Annotated in this window: 13 protein-coding genes, 1 pseudogene and 1 other annotated feature; of the genes and pseudogenes, 11 read left to right on the top strand and 3 right to left on the bottom strand. The window is 52.8% G+C overall.

What is annotated here, in order from left to right:
* Positions 1 to 145 precede the first annotated feature (145 nt).
* Both sltY and trpR read left to right on the top strand, forming a co-directional pair.
* Entirely contained in the window at positions 146 to 2,086 is a 1,941-nt protein-coding gene (gene sltY, locus ACUY4S_RS19720) for a murein transglycosylase (protein ID WP_458021785.1), read from the top strand.
* 73 nt (positions 2,087 to 2,159) lie between these two features.
* On the top strand, positions 2,160 to 2,489 hold the full coding sequence (gene trpR, locus ACUY4S_RS19715) for a trp operon repressor (RefSeq protein ID WP_312687121.1): 330 nt from the start codon (positions 2,160 to 2,162) through the stop codon (positions 2,487 to 2,489).
* Here trpR and yjjX read toward each other — a convergent pair.
* Positions 2,480 to 2,995, bottom strand: a complete 516-nt coding sequence (gene yjjX / locus ACUY4S_RS19710; RefSeq protein ID WP_312687122.1) for an inosine/xanthosine triphosphatase — start codon at positions 2,993 to 2,995, stop codon at positions 2,480 to 2,482. The two genes, trpR and yjjX, sit on opposite strands and share 10 nt — an antisense overlap.
* A 99-nt stretch (positions 2,996 to 3,094) precedes the next feature.
* On the opposite strand from yjjX, the gene gpmB reads away from it, so the two are divergent.
* Positions 3,095 to 3,742 (top strand): 2,3-diphosphoglycerate-dependent phosphoglycerate mutase GpmB, encoded by a 648-nt coding sequence (gene gpmB, locus ACUY4S_RS19705; RefSeq protein WP_312687125.1) that lies wholly within the window; start codon positions 3,095 to 3,097, stop codon positions 3,740 to 3,742.
* On the opposite strand, the gene robA is transcribed toward gpmB, so the two are convergent.
* Positions 3,739 to 4,611: an MDR efflux pump AcrAB transcriptional activator RobA gene (robA, locus tag ACUY4S_RS19700; protein WP_312687126.1), complete on the bottom strand. Its 873-nt coding sequence runs from the start codon at positions 4,609 to 4,611 to the stop codon at positions 3,739 to 3,741. The two genes, gpmB and robA, sit on opposite strands and share 4 nt — an antisense overlap.
* 215 nt (positions 4,612 to 4,826) lie before the next feature.
* Here robA and creA point away from each other — a divergent pair, with 215 nt between their 5' ends.
* The 4 genes from creA to creD are packed head-to-tail and all read left to right on the top strand — an operon-like array spanning position 4,827 to position 8,861.
* A complete protein-coding gene (gene creA / locus ACUY4S_RS19695) occupies positions 4,827 to 5,300 on the top strand; it encodes a protein CreA (RefSeq protein WP_312687128.1) in 474 nt (157 codons plus the stop codon).
* Between the two features lie 4 nt (positions 5,301 to 5,304).
* Positions 5,305 to 6,000 carry a two-component system response regulator CreB gene (gene creB / locus ACUY4S_RS19690; RefSeq protein WP_312687130.1) on the top strand — a complete coding sequence of 232 codons (696 nt, stop codon included), beginning with the start codon at positions 5,305 to 5,307 and terminating at the stop codon, positions 5,998 to 6,000.
* The gene (creC, locus tag ACUY4S_RS19685; RefSeq protein WP_458021786.1) at positions 6,000 to 7,424 is read left to right on the top strand and encodes a two-component system sensor histidine kinase CreC; all 1,425 of its coding nucleotides are present in this window, start codon (positions 6,000 to 6,002) and stop codon (positions 7,422 to 7,424) included. Before creB ends, creC begins: the two co-directional genes overlap by 1 nt.
* 57 nt (positions 7,425 to 7,481) lie before the next feature.
* Entirely contained in the window at positions 7,482 to 8,861 is a 1,380-nt protein-coding gene (gene creD, locus ACUY4S_RS19680) for a cell envelope integrity protein CreD (protein WP_458021787.1), read from the top strand.
* 40 nt (positions 8,862 to 8,901) lie between these two features.
* Here creD and arcA read toward each other — a convergent pair whose 3' ends face one another.
* On the bottom strand, positions 8,902 to 9,618 hold the full coding sequence (gene arcA, locus ACUY4S_RS19675) for a two-component system response regulator ArcA (RefSeq protein WP_312687138.1): 717 nt from the start codon (positions 9,616 to 9,618) through the stop codon (positions 8,902 to 8,904).
* A 94-nt stretch (positions 9,619 to 9,712) separates the two neighbouring features.
* Between arcA and yjjY the strand changes: the two are divergent.
* The 4 genes and pseudogenes from yjjY to thrA all read left to right on the top strand — a co-directional run bounded on the left by yjjY (position 9,713) and on the right by thrA (position 13,761).
* Positions 9,713 to 9,852: pseudogene (yjjY, locus tag ACUY4S_RS19670) on the top strand (YjjY family protein).
* A gap of 399 nt (positions 9,853 to 10,251) precedes the next feature.
* Positions 10,252 to 10,938: a tRNA/rRNA methyltransferase gene (locus ACUY4S_RS19665; protein ID WP_312687140.1), complete on the top strand. Its 687-nt coding sequence runs from the start codon at positions 10,252 to 10,254 to the stop codon at positions 10,936 to 10,938.
* A gap of 211 nt (positions 10,939 to 11,149) precedes the next feature.
* Positions 11,150 to 11,218: a thr operon leader peptide gene (gene thrL / locus ACUY4S_RS19660; RefSeq protein ID WP_134319007.1), complete on the top strand. Its 69-nt coding sequence runs from the start codon at positions 11,150 to 11,152 to the stop codon at positions 11,216 to 11,218.
* Positions 11,157 to 11,274 (top strand) — a sequence feature (Thr leader region). Its footprint overlaps the gene before it by 62 nt.
* 24 nt (positions 11,275 to 11,298) lie before the next feature.
* Complete coding sequence (thrA, locus tag ACUY4S_RS19655; RefSeq protein WP_312687142.1) at positions 11,299 to 13,761, top strand: bifunctional aspartate kinase/homoserine dehydrogenase I; 2,463 nt, start codon at positions 11,299 to 11,301, stop codon at positions 13,759 to 13,761.
* Position 13,762 lies beyond the last annotated feature (1 nt).

The raw sequence follows: 13,762 nt of genomic DNA, 5'->3' as shown, positions 1-13,762 counted from the left end.
CCCAGCCAGCAGCGCCCGGAGTGTTAAATCGCCTGAGAAAGGTAAAAAAGTGTTCAGGACATGGCGCGTTAAGAGATGCCCGGTTAGCATTAACTGATACGCGGCATGACGCTGCAGAGAATAGACAGAATAAGAGGAAAGAGCTGTGCTGAAAGCTAAACATGCCGCCTGGCGATTTACGGCGGCCTGCGTTTGTTTGCTATCCCTCAATCATGTGGCGCGTGCAGACTCACTGGATGAACAACGTAATCGTTATGCGCAGATTAAAACCGCCTGGGACAACAACCAGATGGATGTGGTGCAGCAATTGCTGCCAACCCTGAAAGCCTATCCGCTTTATCCCTATCTGGAGTACCGTCAGATAACCGACGATCTCATGAACCAGCCCGCGCTTACTGTTAGCAATTTTGTGCAGGCAAACCCCACCTTACCGCCAGCACGCACTTTGAAATCTCGTTTTGTGAATGAACTGGCGCGCCGACAGGATTGGCGCGGCCTGCTGGCCTTCAGCCCGGAAAAACCGGCAACCACGGAAGCGCAGTGTAACTACTACTTTGCAAAGTGGAATACCGGGCAGGCAACAGAAGCCTGGGCTGGCGCCAAAGAATTATGGTTGACCGGTAAAAGTCAGCCAAATGCCTGCGATCAGTTGTTTGGGGCCTGGCGCGCGTCTGGCACACAGGATCCGCTGGCGTTTCTCGAACGTATTCGCCTTGCGATGAAAGCAGGCAATACCAAACTGGTCACGCTGCTGGCGGGGCAGATGCCATCGGATTATCAGACTATCTCTGCGGCGATCATCTCGCTGGCTAACGATCCTGCAACGATCATGGACTTTGCGCGCAGCACGGGCGCAACCGATTTTACACGGCAGATGGCGGCAGAAGCCTTTGAAAGCGTGGCGCGCCAGGATGCAGAGAATGCCCGCCTGATGATCCCGTCACTGGTGCAGGCACAGCAATTAAATGAAGAACAAACCCAGACGCTGCGCGATATTGTCGCCTGGCGTTTAATGGGTAACGATGTCACCAGCGACCAGGCGCGCTGGCGCGACGATGCAATCATGCGCTCGCAGTCGATTTCGCTGCTGGAGCGTCGGGTGCGTATGGCGATTGGCAATGGCGATCGTCGCGGTCTGAATACGTGGCTCTCCCGCTTGCCAATGGAAGCAAAAGAGAAAGATGAGTGGCGTTACTGGCAGGCAGATTTGCTGCTGGAGCGTGGGCGTGAAAACGAGGCGAAAGAGATCCTCCATGCGTTGATGCAACAGCGTGGCTTCTACCCGATGGCGGCAGCACAGCGGCTGGGTGAGGCGTATCAGTTGCGGATTGATAAAGTACCAGGCAACCCTGATGCTGCGCTGGTTCAGGGTGCAGAAATGGCACGTGTCCGGGAGCTAATGTACTGGGGGCTGGATAATACTGCCCGCAGCGAATGGGCCAATCTGGTGACCAGCCGTAACCAGCAGGAGCAGGCACAGCTGGCGCGTTACGCCTTTAATCAGCAGTGGTGGGATCTGAGTGTGCAGGCCACGATTGCCGGTAAGTTATGGGATCATCTTGAGGAGCGATTCCCGCTGGCATACAGCGATCTCTATGCCCGCTACACCAGCGGTAAAGGGATTTCACAAAGCTATGCCATGGCGATCTCACGCCAGGAAAGCGCGTGGAACCCGAAAGCGCGCTCGCCAGTGGGTGCCAGCGGGCTGATGCAGATCATGCCTGGCACGGCGACGCACACGGTGAAGATGTTCAGCATTCCCGGTTACAGCAATGCCAGCCAGCTTTTTGAGCCGGAAACAAACATCCATATTGGCACCAGCTACTTGCAATACGTATATCAACAGTTTGGTAATAACCGTATTTTCTCATCGGCGGCCTATAACGCGGGGCCTGGGCGGGTGCGTAACTGGCTGAACAGCAGCGGCGGGAAACTGGATGCAGTTGCGTTTATCGAAAGTATTCCGTTTTCGGAAACGCGCAGTTATGTGAAGAATGTGCTCGCCTACGATGCTTACTATCGCTATTTCCTTGGCGAGGGTAAGACAAATGTTCTAAATGACGCTGAATGGCAGCGCCGTTACTGATTTCTATGGTTTATGCTATGATGTGTACTCGCTAAAGAGTACGCATCTGTAAACCCAAACGTGGCGGCAAACTATGACTCAGCAATCCCCCTATTCCGCAGCAATGGCCGAACAGCGTAACCAGGAATGGTTGCGCTTCGTTGAGCTGGTCAGGCAGTCTTACGAAAAGGATCTGCACATTCCGTTGCTTAACTTGATGCTCACGCCGGATGAGCGCGAAGCGTTGGGCACGCGGGTGCGGATTATTGAAGAGCTGTTACGCGGTGAAATGAGCCAGCGTGAACTGAAATCGGAGCTTGGCGCGGGCATTGCCACCATCACGCGCGGTTCGAACAGCCTGAAATCCGCCCCCGCCGATTTGCGCCTGTGGCTGGAAGAGACGTTACTGAACGCTCAGCGATAAATCGCATTATGAAATGGGCTTAGCGCGAGGATCACGGCCTGATGGTAAACACTCGCGCGGGTCAGTTTCCCTGCGGTGAACACACCAATTGCTCCCTCTTTACGACCAATCTCATCGATACCCGTGTAGTGCGACATTACCGGGCCAAGCGCTTCGCCGGCGCGCACTTTCTCCAGAATCACCGCGGGTAGCGGCAGTGTGGCTGAACGCGCTTCCCCGCGTTGTTGATGATTTTCAATCACTACCCAACTGAATGTACTGTCGCCGTCAATACCGGCTTCGATGGCGACCCAAAAATCGGCATCCGGGCGGATTTCGCGCGCGTTGGCGACGCGATTTCGTGCGCCAGCCCGCGTTTCCTCACTACCGAAGGGTTGTTCAGGCACGCCGCTATCGACGGAAACCGATTCGATATGGCAGGATCCTTCGCCGAAGATCTCGTTAAAAGCGTGCAGAATCGCCCGAATTTTCGCCGGGTTTGTGGTGGCGGAGATAACTTGGTGCATAATCTATACTTGGCATGTCCGAAACGAGACGTGTTCTCTGGTTCGGGCAGAGACCTTCCTCAGATAATAAATTCATCGCAGTATAATGGATAAAAAAGCATGTTACAGGTATACCTTGTTCGCCACGGTGAAACGCAGTGGAACGCCGAGCGTCGTATTCAAGGCCAGTCTGACAGTCCGTTAACCGATAAAGGGGAGCAGCAGGCGTGGCAGGTTGCTGAGCGCGCAAAGGCGCTGGGCATTACTCATATCATCGCCAGCGATCTTGGTCGTACACGCCGTACGGCAGAGATTATCGCTGACTTCTGCGGTTGCGACGTGACCTTTGATTCGCGCTTACGTGAACTGGACATGGGCGTGCTCGAACGCCGTCACATTGATTCCCTGACTGAAGAAGAAGAGAGCTGGCGTCGCCAGTTGGTGAACGGCACGGCGGACGGTCGTATTCCTGATGGGGAATCAATGCAGGAGTTGAGTGAACGTATGCATGCGGCGCTGGCTACCTGTCTGGATCTGCCGCAGGGCAGCCGTCCGATGCTGGTCAGTCACGGCATGGCGCTGGGGTGTCTGGTAAGCACCATCCTGGGGCTGCCGGCCTGGGCAGAACGCCGTCTGCGTCTGCGCAACTGCTCTATTTCACGCATCGATTACCAGCAAAGCCCGTGGCTGGCATCCGGTTGGGTGGTGGAAACGGCAGGCGACGTCTCACATCTGGACGCCCCCGCGCTGGATGAATTACAGCGTTAACGGCGAATTGGCACCAGGTACTCGCAGCGGATGTGCAACGGCGGTTCATGATTGTCTCTGCCTTCATGCTGCGGGTAAAAATGTTCGATATCCTGGCCTTTGCGGCGTGTGAGATTAAGCAATGGCATGCAGGTGCCGTAAACCAGCAGGATGAAATCCTGAAAGCCAGCGGGTGCGCCTTCGTAGGAGAAGGCGATGTATTCGCCGCCTTCCAGCAACACCGGCTGAGCATTACTCAAATGACCGTTGGCCATTTCCGGTGTCAGTGCCGTAGTGTAGAACACTTCCTGTTCGTCATCTTTTTCCAGGCTTGGGCGCGGCTCATGCAGGCCGTACATTTCAGCCGGGATCGTCGGTGAATTACTTAAGAATTCTCGCCAGAACTGAATCCGCATTTGATTACGGAAATCAGAGATCTCCTCCAGCGCGCAGGTATAGCTCTGAGTCGTGCCGAGAAGTTGCAGTGGGGGCAGGGTGACGAATTCGTGTTTCGGCATCGCAAATTCACCCAGCCGCATCGGAGGGCGAATGCCGAATGCGCTCCAGTCCGGAGAGCGGCGGTAAAGCGCAGGCGTTACCGCAAATTGTTTTTTGAAAGCTCGGGTGAAAGTTTGTTGCGAATCAAAACGATATTGCAGGGCGATATCCAGGATTGGACGGGCGGTAAGGCGCAGCGCAACGGCGGATTTTGACAAACGACGCGCACGAATATAAGCGCCGATAGCATGGCCCGTTACGTCTTTGAACATCCTTTGCAAATGCCACTTGGAATAGCCCGCTTTTGCCGCCACATTGTCTAAAGACAGGGGCTGATCCAGATGGCCTTCCAGCCAGGCAAGTAAGTCGCGAATGATCCCAGCCTGATCCATATAATATCCTCTTCCTTAAAACAGCGGTTAACGCCTGACAACAGGGGACGGATAATAGCGGGTTTTTCTGGCTTTAGCATTCAGTGTTTTTTTTGTGCACTAATACGCATTGTGACTGATTTTCATCATGAATTTTGTAAATTGGTGATCTGCAAACAGTTTCTCATCATAAAGGTGAATAATTACGTAACGTAATATTCAAAAATGGTAACAATATGAAATACGGAAAATTAATACTTCCTGCCTTGATGTTGGCAACATTCAGTAGCGCGCATGCAGAACAGATCGGATCCGTAGACACAGTTTTTAAGATCTTTGGTCCGGATCATAAAATCGTCGTCGAAGCGTTTGACGATCCCGACGTAAAAAATGTGACCTGCTATATCAGCCGGGCAAAGACCGGTGGCATTAAGGGCGGGCTGGGGCTGGCGGAAGATACTTCCGATGCCGCAATCTCCTGCCAGCAAGTCGGGCCGGTCGAGTTGAGCGATAAAATCAAGAACGGCAAAGCCCAGGGCGATGTGGTCTTCCAGAAGCGCACTTCGTTAGTTTTCAAGAAACTCCAGGTTGTGCGTTTCTACGATGCGAAACGTAACACACTGGCTTATTTAGCTTATTCCGATAAAGTGGTTGAAGGTTCGCCGAAGAATGCGTTGAGTGCGGTACCGATAATGCCATGGAGTAAGTAACAGAATGTCTACCCCGCAACCGCTGATCTGGCTGGTGGAAGATGAAGCCAGTATTGCTGAAACGTTGATTTACATGTTGCAACAAGATGGGTTCACCGTTACCGCGTTTGAGCGTGGATTGCCGGTTCTGGATACGGCAACCCGGCAATTGCCGGATCTGGCCATTCTGGATGTGGGACTGCCGGATATTAGCGGCTTTGAACTTTGCCGGCGCTTGCTGGCACAGGCGCCGGCATTGCCGGTGCTGTTTTTGACCGCGCGCAGTGATGAAGTCGATAAGCTGTTGGGGCTGGAAATGGGCGCGGATGATTATATTGCCAAACCGTTTTCTCCCCGCGAGGTGTGCGCCAGGGTGCGCACAGTGCTGCGCAGACTGCAAAAGTCGACACTGCACGGTGAGACGGTGCGGGTCGGGCATTTCGAACTCGACGAAGCCGCAGCGCTGATCCGCTGGTGCGGCGAAACGTTGATCCTGACGCGTTATGAATTTCTGTTGCTGAAAACCTTGCTGCTGGCGCCTGGGCGGGTTTTTTCCCGCCAACAATTAATGGATCAGGTGTGGAGCGATGCCCAGGAGAGCTTTGACCGCACTGTTGATACCCATATCAAGACACTGCGCGCGAAACTGCGCAGCATTAATCCTGAATTGACACCGATTAATACGCACCGGGGCATGGGCTACAGCCTGGGGATACGCTAATGCGTATTGGTATGCGTCTGCTGCTGGGCTACTTTCTGATCGTGGCGGTTGCCGCATGGTTTGTGCTGTCGATCTTTGTTCAGGAGATCAAACCCGGTGTTCGCCGCGCCACGGAAGGGACGCTGATTGACACTGCCACCCTGCTGGCCGAGCTGGCGCGGGAGGATTTACTTAGCGGCCATGCCCAACAGGGCAGGCTGGCGCAGGCATTCTCAACGCTCAATGCGCAACCGATCAATGCCCACATCAGCGGCATTCATAAAGTACGCAATGAATACCACGTTTACATGACGGATGATAACGGGCGCGTGGTGTTCGACTCCGCAGGCAAAGCACTGGGGGCAGATTACTCGCGCTGGAATGATGTCTGGCTCACGCTACGTGGGCAGTATGGCGCGCGTAGCTCACTGGCGGATCCCAATAATCCGCAGAGTACGGTGATGTATGTCGCTGCGCCCGTCACCGATCAGGGGCGTATTATTGGCGTGGTGAGTGTGGGGAAACCGAACAGTGCCATGGATCCAGTGATCAAACGCAGTGAGCGGCGGATCCTATGGGCTGGCGGTGCGTTACTGGGTATTGCCTTATTAATTGGCGCAATAATGGTGGGGTGGATCAACCGCTCAATCGGCAGGCTGGCACGTTATGCCGACTCCGTGACGGAAGACAGACCGGTTCCTCTGCCGTCATTAGGCAGCAGCGAGTTGCGTAAGCTGGCGCAGGCGCTGGAGAGCATGCGCGTTAAGCTGGAAGGTAAAAATTATATTGAGCAGTACGTGTATGCCCTGACGCATGAGTTGAAAAGCCCTCTGGCGGCCATTCGCGGCGCGGCGGAGATCCTGCGTGAAGGTCCGCCGCCGGCCGTGGTCACACAATTTACGGACAACATCCTCACGCAAAATAATCGGATGCAGAAGCTGGTAGAAAAGCTGCTATACCAGGCCAAGCTGGAGAACAGGCTGGAAATTGCTTTCCAGCCTGTTGATATCACAATGCTATTTCACCAGTTACAGCAGCAGCGCAGTGTGGTGCTGGCGGCGAAAAATATCGCCTTTCATTGTCACCCCGTTGAGATACAGGTGGCAGGCGATCACGAACTGTTGATACAGGCACTGGGCAACTTGCTGGACAATGCGATTGATTTTACCCCGGCGGGCGGCACGGTGGATTTATGCGCCAGCCGTGAAGGGGAAATGTGGGTGTTATCCGTCAGCGATAGCGGTTGTGGTATTCCGGACTATGCGCTGGAGCGCGTATTTGAACGCTTCTACTCTTTGCCCCGCGAAAACGGGCAAAAAAGCAGTGGCCTCGGGTTGGCCTTTGTGCAGGAGGTTGCTCGCTTGCATCACGGCGACATTCAGATTGCGAATCGCCCGCAAGGCGGCTGCGAAGCCCGACTGAAACTTCACCCTCACTTCACATAACTTCAAATCCTTCACACATAGCCTCGTTACTCTGCGCGCATCACAAAGGAGAAGGCTATGTTGAAATCCCCCCTGTTCTGGAAAATGTTAACCCTGGCGAGCTGCCTCTGCGTTCTGCTGATCCCGTTGACCATGCTAAGTAGCCTGATTGGCGAGCGGGCGGATTATCGTCATGACGTAACCGATACACTGCGTCAGAGCAGTGCCGGATCGCAAAAATTGATTGGTCCGTTGATCGCGGTGCCGGTAACAGAGACGGTAATCTCAATGGAGAGTGCGAACGATAAAGAGGCGCCAAAAGAGGTGCGCCGTAAACAGAGTTATATTCGCTTATGGTTGCCGGAGTCACTGATGGTCACCGGCAAACAGCAGGTTGAAACCCGAAAGATTGGTATCTATGACGGCCAAATCTGGCATAACGATCTGAATATCAAAGCCGCGTTTGACCCAAAACGATTGGATATCAAACCCGGTGAGAACATCGCCATAGGCGAACCGTTTATGGTGTTAGCGGTGAGTGATTCACGTGGTATTGGTCAGGTACGAAGTAGCTTGTTGAATGGCGAGACACTTAACGTGGAGCCAGGCACTCAATTAATGAGTGAGTTGCAGGGGATCCATATGCCACTGCCGGCGAGTAGCCTGAACAAACCGCTGGAATTTACTCTGTCGCTTAATTTGAGCGGAACCGGCGCTTTTTCGGTGGTGCCGCTGGGGCGTAATAGCGAAATGACACTCAACGGTGACTGGCCGCATCCCGGGTTTATGGGCGATTTTTTGCCGGAGAAACGGCAGGTGAGCGCCAGCGGTTATCAGGCGCACTGGCAGAGCAGCTGGTTTGCTAATAACCTTGACAGCAAAGTGCGCGACAATATCAAGCTTGCTGCAGGGAATGATTGGGTATTGCCTGCGTTTAGCGTCAATATCGCCACGCCCGCGGATCAGTATCAGTTAACTGACAGAGCCGTGAAATATGCGGTACTGCTTATTGTGCTGACATTCCTCGCCTTCTTTGTGTTTGAGAGTTTAACCGCGCGGCATATGCACCCGATGCAGTACCTGCTTGTTGGGTTGTCGCTGGTGATGTTCTACCTGGTGTTGCTGGCACTGTCGGAACATATCGGCTTTACGTCAGCCTGGATTGTGGCCAGCCTGCTTGGCGCCTTGCTGAATGGCATCTATCTGCAGGGCGTGATGAAAAGTTGGCGGGCAAGCTTACTGTTTACCGCCGCGCTGTTGCTGCTGGACGGAGTGATGTGGATTCTGCTGAATTCAGAGGATAATGCTTTGTTGCTGGGCACTGGCGTGTTGTTTGTGGCGTTGAGCGCAGTAATGTTTCTGACTCGCCGGCTTGACTGGTATGCCCTGTCGGCGACCGGCAAAAAAACGGTGCCCATTGAGGCGGGTACAGAGGATGGGTTACGCATCTGGAAATAAAAAAAGCGGCGCTCAGCGCCGCTTTTTCAGGTTTGTTCGCTTATTCCTGCAGGTCGCCGCAGAAACGGTAACCTTCGCCATGAATAGTGGCGATGATTTCCGGCGTGTCCGGGGTGGACTCAAAATGTTTGCGAATGCGACGGATAGTGACATCCACAGTACGGTCGTGCGGCTTCAGCTCGCGACCGGTCATTTTTTTCAGCAGCTCAGCACGCGACTGAATTTTGCCCGGGTTTTCGCAGAAGTGCAGCATCGCGCGGAATTCGCTACGCGGCAGCTTGTACTGCTCACCGTTCGGACTGACCAGCGAACGGCTGTTGATATCCAGTTCCCAGCCATTGAATTTATAGCTGTCGACGCTGCGGCGTTCTTCACTGATGGTACCCAGATTCATGGTACGAGACAGCAGATTGCGCGCGCGGATAGTCAGTTCGCGTGGGTTAAACGGTTTGGTGATGTAGTCGTCGGCGCCAATTTCGAGGCCCAGAATCTTATCGACTTCATTATCACGACCCGTCAGGAACATCAGCGCCACATTTGCCTGTTCGCGTAATTCACGCGCCAGCAAAAGGCCGTTTTTACCTGGCAGGTTGATGTCCATGATCACCAGATTAATATCGTTATCAGATAGGATCTGATGCATTTCAGCGCCATCAGTCGCTTCAAAGACATCGTAGCCTTCTGCTTCGAAAATGCTTTTTAACGTGTTGCGTGTTACCAACTCGTCTTCAACAATAAGAATGTGCGGGGTCTGCATGTTTGCTACCTAAATTGCCAACTAAATCGAAACAGGAAGTACAAAAGTCCCTGACCAGCCTGGTGCATGTAGAAAATTAACATGACGGCGTAACATGACTAAAGTACGTATTGCGTTCTTGATGCACTTTCCATCAACGTCAACAACATCATTAGCTTGGTCGTGGGTACTTTCCCTCTGAACCCGACAGTGTCAAAAACGGCTGTCATCCTAACCATTTTAACAGCAACATAACAGGCTAAGACGTAATTGACACCCAATAAAACTACGCTTCGTTGACATATATCAAGTTCAATTGTAGCACGTTAACAGTTTGGTGAAATCCTGATAGCCAAATGCTAGCGTTTATTACAATTCCACAATAAACCAACAGGTTGCGAATAGTAATTGATAAACATGGCGAATCCAACACTATGGCGGGATATTGTATTAAAATGCCATGTATAAACAGAGGGATAAGTCCCTTCTGTTAACATCTTAACAGGTAATATTGCTGAGAAACAGTTTAGCTTTTTTTAACCGTTGGCGAGACTGAAATCAGTGATAGCTGTTACATAATTGTAAATTCGTGACGCGTAATATGCTGACAAAAGGCATATCGCTTCACTTTTTAAGTCAATCAGAGAAGATAAAATGCAACTGGCAGTTGTTCTTGTTTCCCCCGCCAGGGCCGAAAATGTTGGCGCGGCCGCCCGGGCGATGAAAACCATGGGCTTTAGCGATTTGCGCATTGTCGACAGCGACGTGCATTTACAAGAAGCGGCGCGGCGCGTAGCGCATGGTTCTGGCGATATCCTTGATAATGTTAAAACTTATCCGACGCTGGCCGACGCGCTGGCCGATGTGTCGTTTACGATAGCTACCACAGCTCGCAGTCGGGCAAAGTTCCATTATTACGCCACGCCAGCGGAGCTGGTGCCGTTGCTTCAGGAAAAAAGTACGTGGCTAAATACCGCGGCGCTGGTGTTTGGCCGTGAGGACTCGGGCCTGACGAATGACGAACTGGCGCTGGCCGATATCTTAACTGGCGTACCGATGGCAGCGGATTATCCCTCGCTAAACCTGGGCCAGGCGGTAATGGTGTTCTGTTATCAATTAGCATCATTAATGCAACAAACGGCCAATGCTGTAATACCTGTCGATGATAATCAGCTGCAGGCGCTGCGTTTACGTGCACGTGCCCTGTTGCAAAAACTGGACGTTGCAGATGATGTCAAACTGGCCGACTGGCTGGATCAGCGACTGGGGCGACTGGAGCAGCGCGACACGGCTATGTTGCACAGATTGCTTCACGACATTGAAAAAAAACTGCCCGAGTAAGCTGCTGCTATAAGTTTATTTTATGGTTGAAGGCACTGCGTGGAGGCTGGCCATTGGTCTTATTACGTTGCCTGGCCGTTCACATTCAGCGCGTGCGGCAATGAAGTAAAAACGGGCAAAATTAAAAATAAATTGACTTAAGCCGGCAGATACTTTAACCAATATAGGGATACAGGACAGACAGATAATAATGACAGAGCACACAACATCCATGACACGCATCAGCACGATTATCACCATTACAACCATCACCATTACCACAGGTAACGGTGCGGGCTGACGCGTACAGGAAACACAGAAAAAAGCCCGCATCTGAACAGTGCGGGCTTTTTTTTCGACCAGAGATCAAGGGGTAAAACCATGCGAGTGTTGAAGTTCGGCGGTACATCAGTGGCAAATGCGGAAAGGTTTCTGCGTGTTGCCGACATTCTGGAAAGCAATGCCAGGCAGGGGCAGGTAGCGACCGTTCTTTCTGCCCCGGCGAAAATCACCAACCATCTGGTCGCGATGATCGAAAAAACGATCAGTGGTCAGGATGCGATACCGAATATTAGCGATGCTGAACGTATTTTTGCTGAGCTTCTGCAAGGACTGGCGGATGCGCAACCCGGTTTCCCCCTCGCACAGTTAAAAGCCTTTGTTGAACAAGAATTTGCGCAGATCAAACATGTTCTGCATGGTATTAGCTTGTTAGGGCAGTGCCCGGACAGCATCAATGCTGCACTCATTTGTCGTGGCGAAAAACTCTCCATTGCCATTATGGCGGGGCTGCTGGAAGCGCGTGGTCACAAGGTCACTGTTATCGATCCGGTAGAAAAACTGCTCGCGATTGGTCATTACCTCGAATCGACCGTTGATATTGCCGAGTCCACTCGCCGTATTGCTGCAAGCCGTATCCCTCAGGATCATATGGTGCTTATGGCTGGTTTCACTGCGGGTAATGAAAAAGGCGAATTGGTGGTATTGGGCCGTAATGGTTCTGACTACTCTGCAGCAGTGCTGGCAGCCTGTTTACGTGCAGACTGTTGTGAGATCTGGACGGATGTGGATGGCGTTTATACGTGTGACCCAAGGCAAGTTCCTGATGCCAGACTGCTGAAGTCGATGTCATACCAGGAGGCCATGGAACTCTCCTATTTCGGCGCTAAAGTTCTCCATCCCCGCACCATTACCCCCATCGCTCAGTTCCAGATTCCCTGCCTGATTAAAAACACCGGAAATCCACAAGCGCCAGGCACGCTGATAGGCGCCACATCAGATGAAGACGGCTTACCGGTAAAAGGCATTTCAAACCTGAACAATATGGCGATGTTCAGTGTTTCCGGGCCGGGAATGAAAGGGATGGTCGGCATGGCTGCACGCGTGTTTGCGGCGATGTCCCGTTCCGGGATTTCGGTCGTGCTGATCACCCAGTCTTCCTCGGAATACAGCATCAGCTTCTGTGTCCCGCAGTCTGACTGCGTCCGTGCGCAGCGCGCAATGAACGAGGAGTTCTATCTCGAACTGAAAGAGGGCTTGCTGGAGCCGCTTGCTGTAATGGAGCGGCTGGCCATTATTTCGGTGGTTGGCGACGGTATGCGCACGTTACGTGGGATCTCTGCGAAGTTCTTTGCTGCGCTGGCGCGGGCGAATATCAACATTGTCGCTATCGCACAGGGGTCGTCTGAGCGCTCTATTTCCGTTGTGGTCAGCAATGATGACGCCACAACTGGCGTGCGGGTGACCCATCAGATGCTGTTTAACACCGACCAGGTTATTGAAGTATTTGTCATTGGTGTTGGCGGCGTTGGCGGTGCACTGCTGGAGCAGTTAAAACGCCAGCAGAGCTGGCTGAAGCACAAGCATATCGATCTGCGAGTTTGCGGTGTGGCGAATTCCCGGGCCTTGCTGACCAATGTTCACGGTCTGAATCTCGATAACTGGCGCGAAGAGCTGGACGCGGCGAAAGAGCCCTTTAACCTTGGCCGTTTGATCCGCCTGGTAAAAGAGTACCATTTACTGAACCCCGTCATCGTTGACTGTACCTCGAACCAGGCGGTGGCCGACCAGTATGCCGACTTCCTGCGTGAAGGTTTCCACGTGGTGACACCGAACAAAAAAGCCAACACCTCGTCGATGGATTACTACCACCAACTGCGTCGCGCAGCGGAAAAATCCCGGCGTAAATTCCTCTATGATACCAACGTCGGTGCGGGCCTGCCGGTCATTGAAAACCTGCAAAACCTGCTTAATGCGGGTGACGAACTGCAGCATTTCTCCGGCATTCTCTCTGGTTCGTTGTCGTTTATTTTCGGCAAGCTGGACGAAGGTGTGAGTCTCTCGGAGGCGACCCGCGTGGCACGTGAGATGGGGTATACCGAACCGGATCCACGTGATGATCTTTCCGGGCAGGATGTCGCGCGTAAATTATTGATTCTCGCCCGTGAAACCGGGCGTGAGCTTGAGTTATCGGATATTGTCATTGAACCGGTTTTGCCCACCCACTTTGATGACTCCGGCGATGTGGACAGTTTTATGGCTCGCCTGGCGCAGCTTGACGACGAGTTTTCGGCGCGTGTGGCAAAAGCCCGTGATGCCGGTAAGGTTCTGCGTTATGTTGGCAATATTGAAGAAGACGGTACCTGCCGGGTGAAAATCGCCGAGGTCGATGGTAACGATCCACTGTTTAAAGTTAAAAATGGTGAGAATGCGTTGGCATTCTACAGCCACTACTATCAACCGCTGCCGCTGGTATTGCGCGGTTACGGTGCGGGTAATGATGTGACGGCGGCGGGCGTGTTCGCCGATCTGCTGCGCACCCTGTCATGGAAGTTAGGAGTCTGAG

The sequence above is a fragment of the Kosakonia beeri genome (assembly GCF_054165705.1).
The sequence above is the reverse complement of the archived record's forward strand: the minus strand, read 5'-3'. Positions and strand labels throughout refer to the sequence as shown.